This is a genomic window from Mycobacterium sp. (assembly GCF_035314905.1).
GTDB lineage: Bacteria > Actinomycetota > Actinomycetes > Mycobacteriales > Mycobacteriaceae > Mycobacterium.
The window spans coordinates 1-12,954 of the sequence record NZ_DATFYW010000135.1; the positions used below are offsets into that span (position 1 = coordinate 1).

The 12,954-nt window shown below is 67.3% G+C and carries 14 protein-coding genes and 1 pseudogene; 6 read left to right on the forward strand and 9 right to left on the reverse strand.

Annotated elements, in window-relative coordinates; genetic code table 11:
• Positions 1-246: 246 nt before the first annotated feature.
• Positions 247-2,007, reverse strand: a complete 1,761-nt coding sequence (locus VKG81_RS11445; RefSeq protein ID WP_324396030.1) for an N-acyl-D-amino-acid deacylase family protein — start codon at positions 2,005-2,007, stop codon at positions 247-249.
• Between the two features lie 157 nt (positions 2,008-2,164).
• On the opposite strand from VKG81_RS11445, the gene VKG81_RS11450 reads away from it, so the two are divergent.
• From VKG81_RS11450 to bla, 3 genes are all read left to right on the forward strand, one after another.
• A complete protein-coding gene (locus VKG81_RS11450) occupies positions 2,165-3,340 on the forward strand; it encodes a cytochrome P450 (protein WP_324396031.1) in 1,176 nt (391 codons plus the stop codon).
• Positions 3,337-3,531, forward strand: coding sequence for a ferredoxin (locus tag VKG81_RS11455; RefSeq protein WP_324396032.1), 195 nt, complete (start codon positions 3,337-3,339; stop codon positions 3,529-3,531). Before VKG81_RS11450 ends, VKG81_RS11455 begins: the two co-directional genes overlap by 4 nt.
• Positions 3,532-3,653: 122 nt before the next feature.
• A complete protein-coding gene (gene bla / locus VKG81_RS11460) occupies positions 3,654-4,553 on the forward strand; it encodes a class A beta-lactamase (protein WP_414685243.1) in 900 nt (299 codons plus the stop codon).
• 249 nt (positions 4,554-4,802) lie between these two features.
• Here the strand turns inward: bla and VKG81_RS11465 are convergent, their stop codons facing one another.
• Both VKG81_RS11465 and VKG81_RS11470 read right to left on the reverse strand, forming a co-directional pair.
• Positions 4,803-5,585, reverse strand: coding sequence for an Rv3717 family N-acetylmuramoyl-L-alanine amidase (locus tag VKG81_RS11465; RefSeq protein ID WP_324396034.1), 783 nt, complete (start codon positions 5,583-5,585; stop codon positions 4,803-4,805).
• Between the two features lie 70 nt (positions 5,586-5,655).
• Positions 5,656-6,948 (reverse strand): lipase family protein, encoded by a 1,293-nt coding sequence (locus tag VKG81_RS11470; protein WP_414685244.1) that lies wholly within the window; start codon positions 6,946-6,948, stop codon positions 5,656-5,658.
• Between the two features lie 487 nt (positions 6,949-7,435).
• On the opposite strand from VKG81_RS11470, the gene VKG81_RS11475 reads away from it, so the two are divergent.
• Positions 7,436-8,284, forward strand: a complete 849-nt coding sequence (locus tag VKG81_RS11475; protein ID WP_324396035.1) for a CDP-diacylglycerol diphosphatase — start codon at positions 7,436-7,438, stop codon at positions 8,282-8,284.
• A 90-nt stretch (positions 8,285-8,374) separates the two neighbouring features.
• Here the strand turns inward: VKG81_RS11475 and VKG81_RS11480 are convergent, their stop codons facing one another.
• The 3 genes and pseudogenes from VKG81_RS11480 to VKG81_RS11490 form a co-directional block, all read right to left on the reverse strand.
• Positions 8,375-8,512 (reverse strand): DUF3349 domain-containing protein, encoded by a 138-nt coding sequence (locus VKG81_RS11480; RefSeq protein WP_324396036.1) that lies wholly within the window; start codon positions 8,510-8,512, stop codon positions 8,375-8,377.
• Positions 8,513-8,562: 50 nt separating this feature from the next.
• Positions 8,563-9,121 (reverse strand): annotated as a pseudogene (locus VKG81_RS11485) (hypothetical protein).
• A gap of 95 nt (positions 9,122-9,216) precedes the next feature.
• The gene (locus VKG81_RS11490) at positions 9,217-9,888 is read right to left on the reverse strand and encodes a hypothetical protein (protein ID WP_324396037.1); all 672 of its coding nucleotides are present in this window, start codon (positions 9,886-9,888) and stop codon (positions 9,217-9,219) included.
• A 155-nt stretch (positions 9,889-10,043) separates the two neighbouring features.
• On the opposite strand from VKG81_RS11490, the gene VKG81_RS11495 reads away from it, so the two are divergent.
• Positions 10,044-10,724 (forward strand): phosphate signaling complex PhoU family protein, encoded by a 681-nt coding sequence (locus VKG81_RS11495; RefSeq protein ID WP_324396038.1) that lies wholly within the window; start codon positions 10,044-10,046, stop codon positions 10,722-10,724.
• A gap of 10 nt (positions 10,725-10,734) precedes the next feature.
• Here VKG81_RS11495 and VKG81_RS11500 read toward each other — a convergent pair whose 3' ends face one another.
• Positions 10,735-10,971 (reverse strand): hypothetical protein, encoded by a 237-nt coding sequence (locus VKG81_RS11500; protein WP_324396039.1) that lies wholly within the window; start codon positions 10,969-10,971, stop codon positions 10,735-10,737.
• Between the two features lie 231 nt (positions 10,972-11,202).
• On the opposite strand from VKG81_RS11500, the gene VKG81_RS11505 reads away from it, so the two are divergent.
• On the forward strand, positions 11,203-12,252 hold the full coding sequence (locus VKG81_RS11505) for a tyrosine-type recombinase/integrase (protein WP_324396040.1): 1,050 nt from the start codon (positions 11,203-11,205) through the stop codon (positions 12,250-12,252).
• 37 nt (positions 12,253-12,289) lie between these two features.
• Here the strand turns inward: VKG81_RS11505 and VKG81_RS11510 are convergent, their stop codons facing one another.
• Both VKG81_RS11510 and VKG81_RS11515 read right to left on the reverse strand, forming a co-directional pair.
• Positions 12,290-12,454 carry a YegP family protein gene (locus VKG81_RS11510; RefSeq protein WP_324396043.1) on the reverse strand — a complete coding sequence of 55 codons (165 nt, stop codon included), beginning with the start codon at positions 12,452-12,454 and terminating at the stop codon, positions 12,290-12,292.
• A 251-nt stretch (positions 12,455-12,705) separates the two neighbouring features.
• Positions 12,706-12,954: Lsr2 family protein (locus VKG81_RS11515; protein WP_324396041.1), on the reverse strand; the 249-nt coding region annotated here is incomplete at its 5' end.

The following is a 12,954-nucleotide window of genomic DNA, read 5'->3' on the forward strand; positions in this document are numbered from 1 at the left end:
AACTTGGGACTCGCCCTGCGTGTCATCCTCGGTTGGCTTGATTCCAGCGGCGGCAGACGGTGAACACCCGGCCGAGCACCTGAGTAGGTTCGCCGGTGGGGCAGTTCTGGGTAGCGCAGAGTCGGTGGCCGGCTTCGGCAGTGCACCGGCATCCACGCCGCGCGGGTCTTCTTGTGGGCGGCAAGCGATTCGGACTCGCTAGCAGAGTGACCGAGGGCAACTCCGTTACCGGGCAACGTCACCCGGTCAGCGGGCGCCTCGCACCAGGCGGCCCGGGCGCGCGCCGGTGTCCACGCCGTCGAGGCGGGTTACCACCCCGCTGACGATCGTGGCGGCGTATCCGCTTGCGCGCTGCATGAGCCGACGCCCGCCGGCGGGCAGGTCGTAGACCATCTGCGGGGCATGCAACGTCAGCGCATCCATGTCGATGACATTGATGTCGGCCTTCTTGCCCACCTCGATCGTGCCGCGGTCGCCGAGGCCGAAAAGCTCAGCCGTGTCGTGGCATTGCTTGCGCACCACATACTCCAGCGGGAGCTTCTCGCCGCGGTGACGGTCCCGTGCCCAGTGGGTGAGCAGGAACGTGGGATAGGACGCGTCGCAGATCATCCCGCAGTGGGCGCCGCCGTCGGACAGACCCACGACTCCGGCCGGGTGAGTGAGCATCTCGCGGATCGCGTCATGGTTGCCGTCGCTGTAGTTGAGGAGCGGCAACAACAGCATCGCAGCCGCGTCTGACTCCAACATCAGGTTGTAGAGCGTGGCCAGTGGGTCCTCGCCGCGGTCCCGCGCGATCGCCGCTACCGTGCGCTCGGGTGTCGGCTCGTAGTCGGGCGGGTCGCCAATGGCGTAGAGGCGCCCCAACGCATGCTGCACGAGCGCAAACATGGTGTCGAACAGGACCGACGGGTCGGGCGGCAGGTCGGTCTCGGACAGGATCGCCGACTTGACCGCCGGGTCGGCCAGCCGTGCCGCGAGCTCCTCGGGTCCGAGTTCGGCCTGCAGCCTGCGATAGGTGGGGCGATGCGTGAAGGCATGATGCCCGGGAAAGCCGATCAACATGCCGAAAGGCCGGGCGGCGACCTGCGGATACAACCGGCTGCCGGCAGCATGCGCGGCGGCGGAGATCTCGAGTTGCTCGCGCCACAGGTCGGGCGCGGCGTCGATCTGAATCAGGGCGAACGAGACGGGGCGGTCGATCTCTGCGGCAAGCCGCTCCATCCACGCGAGTTCACGCTTGGGGGCGAGAATATCCTCCCCCGCAACGCCTTCCGGAGCGAGTTCGAATACCGCACGGCCGCCCGCGGCCATCGCCCTGCCCAGGCCGAAAAGCTCATCTTCGGCGGCGAAGGTCCCCGGGACCGGCTCGCCGTCCACCGCTCGGTGGCCGAGGGTACGCGATGTCGACAAACCCAGCGCCCCGGCCTCGACCGCCTCACGCACCAGCCGGGCCATCGCTTCGATGTCCTCTGGTGTAGCTGGCTCGTTGCGCGCACCGCGCTCACCCATCGCGTACGCGCGGACCGGGCCGTGGGCGATCTGACTGCCGACATCGACGGCGAACTTTCCCTGCTCGATCACGTCGAGGTATCCCGGGTAGCTTTCCCAGCCCCACGAGATGCCCTCGGTGAGCGCTGTGCCGGGAATGTCTTCGACGCCCTCCATGAGCTCGATGAGCCAGTCTTCGCGGCCGGGCCGGACCGGGGCGAAGCCGACGCCGCAGTTGCCGGCGACGACGGTGGTCACGCCGTGGCCACTCGAGGGCTCGAGCAGGCTGTCCCAGCTCACCTGACCGTCGTAGTGGGTGTGAATGTCGACGAACCCCGGCGCGACGATGCGGCCGGTCGCGTCGATGGTTTCCCGCGCCTGAGCTTCCAGCCCGGGGTCGGTCGCCCCCCGCCGCATGACCTCAACGATCCGACCATCGTTTACCCCGACGTCAGCGAGGTAACGCGGCACACCCGTGCCATCGACCACCGTGCCACCGACTACCTTCAGGTCGAACATGTCGCGACCTCCTACCGGGGATTAGCGCCGTCTGCCCTGTGCCGCGCCGACGCCTGAACGACGGGAGCCGGTCACGTACGGAGGTCAGGAACTCGCTTATCTTATGTATCTTTGCGATATCGGGCGCCTGTTCCTTCCGAGGTGTCAGGCTTGCGGCATGACAGAAACCGAAGGCTACGTCGACCAGTCGGTGATGGGCCTCGCGGAGCCGCAGCCGATGTACAAGTTCCTGCGCGAGTCGACTCCCGTGTTTCGCTCGCCCCAGGCGGTGGTCCTCAGCCGCCTCTCGGACATCGAGATGGCACTCAAACGCACCGACCTCTTCTCGTCGAACATGGATGCGGTCGACCTCGGTAATCTGCGGCCCCTGATCCCGCTGCAAGTCGACCCGCCCGAGCACGCGAAGTACCGCCGCATCCTCGACCCGCTCTTCACGCCGCGCGAGATGGCCCGGCGAGAACCGATGGTCACGGCATTGGTGAACGAGATGATCGACCTTTTCGCCGATCGGGGCGAGTGCGACTTTCACGCCGAGTTCGCCGTCCCCCTTCCGTGCACGGTGTTCCTGCGGCTGCTCGGCCTGCCGCTTGAGGACCTGGACACGCTGCTGATCTGGAAGGACGGCGTGATCCGCCCGGAGGGTGCGGGGGCCCCGCAGCAGCACCGGCGGGCGGCGGCTCCGGTGGCGCGACAGATCTACGACTACTTCGAGCGCACCATCGACGACCACCTCGCCAACCCGCGCGACGACGTACTGTCCGCGTTGATCGTGGCAGGCATCGAAGGCCGGCCGTTGTCACGCGAGGAGCTGCTCGACATCTGCTTCTTGTTCCTGATCGCGGGGCTCGACACCGTCACGGACTCGCTGGACTGTTTCTTCGTCTACCTGGCGCGCCACCCCGAGCAGCGTTGGCTGCTTATTGAGCAGCCCGACGTGCTGCCAAGCGCGATCGAAGAGCTGTTGCGTTGGGAGACACCCGTGCCGGGGGTGGCGCGCGTTGCCATGCACGACGTCGACCTCGCCGGCTGCCCGGTCAGCAAGGGCGAGCGTGTCAGCCCGTTGCTCGGCGCCGCCAACACGGACCCAGCCGAGTTCCGCGACCCGGACGTTGTCGACTTCCGGCGCAACCCGAACCGGCACCGCGCGTTCGGCGGCGGTCCGCACCGCTGCCTCGGCTCCCATTTGGCCCGCATGGAGCTGCGGGTGGCGTTGCGCGAGTTCCACCGGCGCATCCCCGATTACGAGATCCCGCCCGGCGTCGAGCTCAGCTACACCCGCGCGCTGCGCTCGGTGGATACCCTGCCGCTGACGTTCCCGGTGCCCTCGCGGTGACCCGCGTCTCGGTCGACGCGGACCGCTGTGTCGGGCACGGGCGCTGCTACACGTTGGCGCCTGACGTCTTCGATGCCGACGAGGTCGGACACTCGATCGTGCGTGTCGGGGAAATCCCCGGTGAGCTGCACGAGCATGCTCTCATCGGTGAGCAGAACTGCCCGGAGCAGGCGATCAGGCTGTCCTCATGAGCACGTAGCGGGGCCATCTTCGCTTCCCGGGTTTCGACTGGACGGCAGCAGGCGGGGCTGGTGGCCGTGTCACACTGTGGCGTGCCGGTGGGCAGGGCTTTGCTGATCGAGGTTCGTTGCCGATGAGCGGCGTCGGCCGGCGGGAGCTGTTGGCGCTGGCTGTGTTGGCGCCCCTGGTTGGCTGCGGACGACCCAGGGGTGAAGACCGGTCGGCAAAGACGACTTCGACCCCCGCGCCCGGTATGGCCGATCGTCTTGCCGGCCTTGAGCGTACATATGACGCGCGGCTTGGGGTATACGTGCTGTCAACGGACACGGGTGCCACGATCGCCTACCGCGCCGATGAGCGGTTCGCATTCTGCTCGACATTCAAGGCGCCGCTCGTCGCGGCGGTGCTGCATCGTTATCCGCTCACGCATCTGGACACGTTGATTACCTACGGCAGCGACGCGATCCGGTCGGCATCCCCGGTGACCGCGCAGCACCTGCAGACCGGCATGACAATCGGTGAGCTTTGTGATGCCGCCGTGCGCTACAGCGACGGCACCGCGGCCAATCTACTGCTGGATGACATCGGCGGGCCCGCGGAGTTCACCGCCTACCTGCGCGGTCTGGGCGACACCGTCAGCCGGTTGGACCAGGCAGAACCGGAGCTCAACCGCGATGCCCCCGGCGATCAGCGAGACACCACGACTCCTCGTGCCGTCGGTGGGATCTATCAGCAGCTCGTCGTGGGTGACGCGTTGACCCCCGACAAGCGGGCCATGCTCACCGATTGGATGGAACGCACCACCACCGGCGCCAACCGGATCCGGGTGGCATTTCGCGCCGACTGGAAGGTCGCCGACAAGACCGGCTCAGGTGACTACGGACGCGCCAACGACATCGCTGTCGTGTGGTCGCCCGCGGGTGTCCCGCACATCGTCGCGATCATGTCGGATCGCGCCGGCGGATATGACGCCGAACCCAGTGATGCGCTGGTCGCCGACGCAGCGACTTGCGTTGCCTCGGTGCTCGGTTAAAGCACGGTTAAAGCGCTACCACGGCCGACGGCCGGGCAGGAGCCGCCACCCCCGCCGCCGGACACTTTCGGCAACTTTTTCTACCGGACGGCTTCACCGACAACCACATTCACGAGCTGTGGTGGGAGCCCAAGGCGTCACCGCCCTGATCGCCAACCACGACCGGCCCGGCTTCTGCGATCAGAACCCGTTTGCTGGTACGAAACATACAGTGGCACAACGGGTCTCGACCATAGCGAGCGGTCGCCGTCAGTTTGTCTGCTGGCCGAGGTACTGCGCGATGCCTTGTATGACGGCAGCCGCGTATTGGGAGCGACCTGTCGGCGTCGTCATCGCGATCGCTTCGTCGGCGTTCTTCATATTGCCGAGTTCAATCAGGATGGCCGGGTATTCAGCAAGGTTCAGGCCGGCCAGATCCGGACGACCGTAGAGTCCTTCGGAACCGATGTAGTTCGATGGCTGCATTCCGAAGGCGACGAGTTGGTCTCGCATCACGGTGGCGAGCTGCACGGCGCGGCCGGCCTGAACGCTGTTCAACGGCGGGCTGGAGTAGTTGACGTGAAAGCCGCGCCCCCACGCGGGGCCGCCGTCGGCGTGGATACTGACCACCGCATCGGGCGCGAAGGCGTTGGCCATCGCCGCCCGCTGATCAACGCACGGCCCCAACGCATCGTCGTTGTTCCGTGACAGCGCCGTGCGGACACCCAGATGGGTCAACGCCTCATTGATGAGCTGCACGACGTCCCAGTTGAACGAGTGTTCCGGATAACCGTCGTCGGTCGCGGTGCCGGTGGTCTGGCATTCCTTGGTGCCGCCTCGTCCGTCGGGGACCTGTCGGTTGATCGATGAGTCGTTGGCGCCGTTGTGGCCAGGATCAAGGAAGACCCGCATCCCGGCGATACCGTTCCCGGCCATCGCCTGCGTCGCCAGCAGGGTGCTCAAGCCGACCACACCCGGCAGGGCGGCAGCAATTTTCAGCACATCCCGCCGGGAAACGGCATCCGTGCGTGTGCACACGCAGAGCTCGCACACCGACACAACCTAACCCCTGACCGCGCAGCGGACGACCCCCGGCCGCGTTTGTCGGGCTTCCCAAGCGCGCTCAGAATTGGCCGCAGTTGGGTGTGGTCGGTACGCCGTTGAAGCGGTCGGCGACCCATTGCATGGCCGGCTCACCGTCGACGAGCATCGGTAGGGCGTGGTTGATGACGAGCTTGTTGAGGAATGGTGGTTCCTCGTTGGTGCGGAATTCGACGTCGGCGCCCAGGGCGCACCAGTCGCGGCCGAGCTGATTGGCTGCCGTCCACGGCACCAGTGGGTCGTAGCGGTTGCTGTTGATCAGCACCGGCGCGTTGGGTTTGTAGCGTCCGATCCGCTGCAGATCGAACAGGCTGCTGATGGGTTCCTCGTTGACTAGTTGCCAAATGTCTTCGTTGAAGTAGGGCTGCAGATGGCGGAACGCGAAGTCGGCGATGGTCTGGGCAATGCACTGGCGTGCCACCGAAGCGAGCATGGCTTCGCCGCCGGGCGTCAGCTTGGAGCGAATCGCTTCCGCTTCCTCGGGATACGCGGCGATGACACTGTTGAGCGCGTAACCGACGACGCCGACCAGGGCGCTGCCGTCGGCGTAGGGCAAGAGCTCCTTGAGGTCGGCCGGTGGCGCGCCGGCGTAGGCGCCCACGACATGAAGGTCGGGGGCGTAGGACGGCGCCAATTCGGCGGCCGATGCCGTCGCCCCGCCGCCCTGCGAATACCCCCAGAACGCCACCGGTCCGTGCGGATCCAAGGACGTTCCAGGCATCCGCAGCGCCGCCCGTGCGGCATCGAGAACGGCCTGGCCTTGGGCGAGGCGGTTCACATAGGTGTGCATCGGCGGCGTGCCGAGTCCTTCGTAGTCGGTCATCACGATCGCGAATCCGCGCGCCACCATCGTGGCGACGAACAGCTCCTCGTAGTTGAACGCCAGGTCCAGTCCCCCGGAATAGTGGATGCCCTGGTTGAACTGTCGCGAGGGTGCGCACTGATTGCCCTGCCCCTGCGTCCCCGGCGCGTAACTGATCAGGGGCCGCGGGCCTTTGCCTGGCCACGGGTTGTCGGGCTCGAAGTAGGTTCCGGTGACGGCGATCGGGTTTCCGCGCGCGTCCGTGCTGCGGTACATGATCCGGGTACCGGTGGCCACAAACGCACCCAACTGGCCGGACGGCTCCAGCACCAGCCGCGAAGGTTCCGTGCGGATCAGGTCACCCGGCTGACCCGGCGGCAGCGGATCCGGCGGCGTGTAGAAGTCCGCATACTGCGGCTCGTCCCCGCCGCCGTCGGCCTCTGCGCCTGGCGTACCGGGTACGGACGAAAAGATCAAAAGCAGGACAGCGGCGACTCCCCCGAGGCGACCCACAGCCAGACGCTAACAAGAACGGCGCGGGGGGGTAACGGCGGACCTGGATGGTCTGGTAGGTGATCAGCGCGACGAGCACGGCGACCAGTGCCGCGCAGGTCGCCCGGATCACCAAGCGGCCCGACATGTCCACCGCCACCTCGCGGCCCGGATGGCACTGGCCCGAACCTATTCAGCCGCGTTGAGAAATCGCTGAGGATGGTTGACAGTGATCTGAAAAACCGCTCCGAACAGGCAGTTTTGCGAGGCGCGCCATGAGCGGCACACACCGCCGCGGGATCGGAAACCTTTGCACAGAACAAGATTCGCGTTCGTATGCCCGTCTTCGCATCGGATGGCAGCTCCAGCTGAAACACGTGACGAGCGGAAAACGCCGAATTCGGCGGCTATCCGGAACCGAGGGGGTGACCCTGGACGCCACACGATGGGTCAGCTGTCCGGCGGGTTGCCGAGAAGACAAGTTGCCGAGAAGACAAGGAGCGTCGCGATGCGCGCACATCACGGCCGCAGCCCAACAGCGGTGTCCCGGGCGTGGACGCTGGGCCGTTTCCTTTTCGTGTATGCGGCGGCGCTCATTGTTGCGTGTCGGGGCCTCAGCGTTGGCCGGGCGCACGCCGATCCCGACGCGATCTGGACGATCGTCCATGACCGCTGCGTTCCCGACCAGCAGCACAGCGGCGATCCCGCCCCCTGCGCGCTGGTCGATGTCAGCGGCGGCGAGGACAACGGCTACGCCGTGCTGAAGGACATCGACGGCGCGACCCAGTTTCTCCTCATCCCCACCGGCCGCATGTCGGGCATCGGAAGCCCCGCGGTCCTGGCGCCCGGCGCGACAAACTTTTTCGCGGCGGCGTGGCGCGCACGCTTCTTCGTCGATCAGCGCGCGGGGCGGCCGGTGCCACGCGACTGGGTCAGTCTCGCGATCAACTCCCAGGTCGCGCAGACGCAGGACCAGCTGCACATCCACATCGACTGCATCCGCGCCGATGTGCATCAGGCGCTGACCGACCATGCGGCCGAGATCGGTACCACCTGGGCCGCGTTCCCGATCCCCCTCGCCGGTCATCCCTACAGTGCCATCGCAGTCAACGGCGACGATCTCGACGCCGTCAACCCCTTCACGCTCCTGGCCGACCGCGACAAGCGCGCACGCGCCGACATGGCGGATGAGAGTCTGGTGGTGGTGGGGACCTTTGACGCCGACGGGCAGCCCGGCTTCGTCATTCTCGCCGATCGTGTGGATACCAGCGCCGGCGATACGGCGGCCGGCGAGGAACTCCAGGATCACGCTTCCTGCCCGCCGGCCACCGCGGCTAGCACACTGACGCCGGGTTAGTGGCCCGGTCCTCCCTGCGCGACAGGCGGGCTAGCCCGTGGAAAACTGCCCGCCCGCACCGCGCGCGACATCATCCCGACGCACGGCGCGTCACGCGGGCCCGTCATCCGTTCCGGTGTCGCGACCGCAGAGCGCGATCAACGGCACGTAGCCGTAGCGCGGCGCCGCCCGCGGATAACCCGCCCGCAACCAGTGAATGAACCTCACAACGGCCTCGGTGAATGTCATGACCACCGCCTCTCCGTGGACGCTGAGTTCCGGCACCGGTCATCTCGGCTTCAGTTCCGGTATCCCGGATGATCGACGAAAAACTGCCAGAACGTCTGTGTGGCGTTCAGCGCCTGCGACATCGGGTCACCCCGCTCGAGGAACGTGGTACCGCCGGGCCATTGGTGGCCGCCGACGACGGCGCGGTTGTCGGCGCACCCGGCGGTCGATGTCGTGACCGGGCCGGCGGTGGTGACCGCAGGTGGCCCGCACTGGTCGGCGTTGCGCCAGAAGGCATCGACGTCGGCCACCGACGGCCCGTTGACGACGCCCGCGCCCCGCCCGCCGTTATAAGGGATCAGCCGGTCGGCGGTGCCGTGGATGTGCATCACCGACGTCGGATTTCTCGGCTTGCTCGCCGGTGCCGAATCCGCCGTGCAGCATGACGACGAGCGGAGCGCTCGCGGGCAGGCCGGCGGGCTTGTACACCCGTAGGTGCGGTTGAGGCCGCCGAAGTTCATCGCGTGCACACTGGTCCCGTCCGGGGTACCCAGCGTCCGCCTGGCCCGCCGCCGAACACCCCGATAGTACGAGCAACACGCCCAGCAGCGCGGCGAGCCGCATCACCATGGGTCCAACCTAGGGATCGGCGGCGCGCGTTGCGGTGCCGCGCCAAACTCTTCAGCTGACCTTCAGAGCTGCGGCGTCGCCGGCCGTGACGCCGCCTACCCTTCGATTTGTCCGGCAATTCGGCGCTCGATGCCGGCGCGTGTCGCCGTCGGCAGCACGATGAGGCCGTCGAGTTCTTTGCACGCCCTGTCGTAGGCCTGCCGGCGCTCCTGCGGTGTCGCCGCCGAGTCCGACGCCAGACGCAGCAGGGCCTGGGCCCGCGCGAGCCGCTGCTGTCCCGCGGGCGAAAAGTCGCTGCGGCGCCTCCGAATCGCCTCCGCCTCGGCGACGTTGAACGCGGCGACGTAATCGGCGACCGCGTCGCGGTATTCCCGTTCCGCGTCGCGCTCGGCGAGCAGATCCTCGACGTTGACGGGGCGCAGCAAATCAGCGCGCAGCTTGGCCCTGTGGAAACCCATCGTCAGGGGATCGCGCATATCGGTCATCATCGGGAAGTCCAGAAGCCTGGCGACGTCGATTTCGTAGTCCAGCCAGCGGGTGTCCGTCCGGTTGTGCTCTTCGAGGATCCGGGTGATCTCCCGCCGTCGAACGGCTTCGTGGTCACGCGCAGATCTGCTCCGTTCGGGGCCCGCGATCGTGGACGCTGGCGGGTAGCGCTGGGGTCGCCACTCGGCGGCACCCGAGACCGCCCGGCGCCAAGCGAAGATGAGGCCACCGATCGGCAAGATCAGCCACCAGAACTCCGCGAGACGAAACACGAATCCCACCCGGCCAGGATGCCACCGTTCCCGTCCCGCCGGCGCGCCCTGACCGTGCCGACCACGCGGTAGCGCAACTGCGGATCTTTCATTATTCAAATGAAAGTCAATCAGTTGAACGTGCAGAAGAGACACGGTTAGCCCTCGACGGCGATAATCGCGCGGTGCGGACACAGTTTTACGCGCGGCTGGACAAGCTGACCGGCCAGCTGCTGGAGATGTGTCTCCTGGCGCGGGAGGCGGTCAGCCAGGCAACCGATTCGCTGGTGCACAACGACGCACTGTCCGCCGGGATCGCGATCGATCATTGTGAGCGCGTCGACGCCCAGCGAGAACCCTCCGAACGTCTGGCAGTGGCGTTACTGGCCCTGGAAACGCCGGTAGCCACCGAGTTGCGCCGTGTGGTCAGCGCCATCCAGATGGTCGGCGACCTCGCCCGGATGGGAGGGCTGGCGCGCCACGTTGCCGACGTTTCCCGTCGCCGGCACCCGCGAGCGCTGCCCGCCGAAATCCTGCCCACCGTGGCCCGGATCGGGCAGGTGACCGTCGAGCTCATCGGCGCCGCGGGCGAGGTGTTGCAGACCGCGGATCCCGAGCGGTCCGCGGCCCTGGAGGACCAGGACGACATCCTCGATGATCTGCACGCTGCCCTGCTGGACGCGCTCGCCTCGCCCGACTGGACGGGCGACACCGCCACCGTCGTCGATGTAACCCTGCTCGGCCGCTACTACGAGCGGATCGGTGACCACGCTGTCCAAGTGGGACGCCGGATGATCTTCGTCGCCACCGGCAGCCCCGCGCCGGACTACACCCGAACGATGCGTCACCGGCCGGGCGACGCGTGATGTGACGGCGCTACGGAAACCGGTTACGCAATGCCGTTAGCAGCCGCTGCGCTTCGGCGAGCCGCGTCCGCAGCCGTGCAAGCTCTTCGGAGGCCCGGGGCTTGAGGCCGTCGATCTGGTTGCGGCGACAGCGCGCATCGACGGTTTCGACAAGCTGCTCGAGCTCAGCGATCTCGTCCTCGAGCATCACCTCGAACAGCCGCGCCTGGGCCATGTCCGCGTCGTTCACCGGCCGCGGCTTCGCCATTCGGGCCACCCTTAAGCGCGCTGCATGGCCACCTCTGTACTGCGCCGACACCCCGACATCATGTCCGACGAATCACGATTGTGCGAACCGAGCTGTTCACCCGACGGCGGTCGATGCGATGGCCGGGCGTCAGCTTCCGTTCATCTTCATCGCGGCCGGATTGTGATCCCGCCGGGCCGGAAGCGCCCAGCGGTCGGGCAGATTCCGTCCGGCACGTGCGATCATCGCTGCATGGCGGCGCGGTCTGACAGGCCCGACTGGGAGCCGGTGCGCTATCCGGGCTGGTTCACGGCCTTCCTCGCCGACCGCGCGATCCGAAAGCCGTCGCCGCACACCGCCAAGGCCTATCGCCAGGACTTCGTCGCCATCGCGACGCTGATGGCCCCTGACCGCGACGCGATCGCGGAGCTGACACCCGATGAGCTGACGAGAGAGGCGATCCGAGCCGCGTTCGCGGCCTACGCCGCGACGCACGAGGCCGCGTCGATCCGGCGCTGCTGGTCGAACTGGAACACGTTGTGCACCTTCCTGTACACCAGCGAGCTGATCGCCTCCAACCCGATGCCGCTGATCGGGCGGCCGAAGGTGGCGAAGACGCTGCCCAAGGGCCTGGGCGGCGACACCGTCGCCGAGTTGCTGGCCGCCATCGACACCGACAGTGGTTCGCGGCGGCGCAGCGATTGGGCCGAGCGGGACCGAGCGCTGGTGCTGACCGCGCTGCTGGCCGGCCTGCGGGCCGACGAACTGTTGCGCGCCGATGTCGGCGACATCCGCCTCACCGACGACGGCGGCGTCATCCACGTGCGTGGCAAGGGCGGCAAGGATCGCCGAATCCCGGTGGAGCAGGCCCTGATCGACGTGATACAGACCTATCTGGATACCCGCGCCGCCCGGTTCCCCACCACCGCCAAACAGCGCGGAGTCACCGGGCGCGGGCTGAGCGCGTGGCCGGCGTCGGCGCCGCTGTTTGTCGGCAGCGACGGTGGGCGGCTCACCCGGGGCACCCTGCAATACCGCGTGCTGCGCGCGTTCAAGAAGGCCGGGCTCGACGGACAACGCGCGCGCGGCGCGCTGGTGCACGGGCTGCGCCACACCTACGCCACCGAGCTGGCCAACGCCGACGTCAGCGTCTACACGTTGATGAAGCTACTGGGCCACGAATCCATGGTGACCTCCCAGCGGTACGTGACGGCGGCGGGAAGCGAAAACCGCGCTGCCGCGGCGCAAAATCCGCTGTACGGGCTGATCGCCAACGGCTCGAAGCCAGATACCGGGCGCTAGCCTGCCGCCCAACCCGCCAGTGTCGCCTTCGGCGGCGCTACTCCGTCAGGTCGACGACACTCGCACCGGCGGCGTGCTTCTGCACCGAGGCGATGCCGTTCTTGGCGCCGGCTTTGGACTCATCAGCCTCGCTGGTCGCGATGATTTCGCCATTGCGGGCCTTGAGCCGGAACCGTAACTTGCCGCCCTTGTCCTTGGTGATTTCGAACTTCCCCGTCGTTGGGTCTCCTCCGCAGTAGCACCGCCGGAAAACAAGTCAGCCCGCCTATAGGCAACGCGGGCCGTGCAGCCATCGTGCTAATCGAGGCAGGCTGCGCACCGACGGCCTCCGCGCCACCAATAGCTCCGTGACGTTCAAAACGCGGCTGCCCCGGCGGCGCGGCGGTCAACCGCCGGGGCAGTTCCACTGTAAATGCCCGGCGGGCGGCAGAGCCATTACCGAATTGTGACGAATCAGCGCCGGTGCGCGGCTTGGTAGGCCTGCGCGACGTCGCCGGGTATGCGGCCACGTGCGCTTACTTTGTGGCCGTTTTTCTTCGCCCACTCCCGGATAGCCGACAGCTCCTCCTTGGAGCGTGCCGCCGACCCGTCCCGCCGCGAGCCACGCGGACGACCTCGGCGCCCAGCGACTTTCGTCGCTGATTCGATGAACGGCGCCAACGCCTTCTCGAACTTGGTGACATTCCCGCTACTGAGATCGAT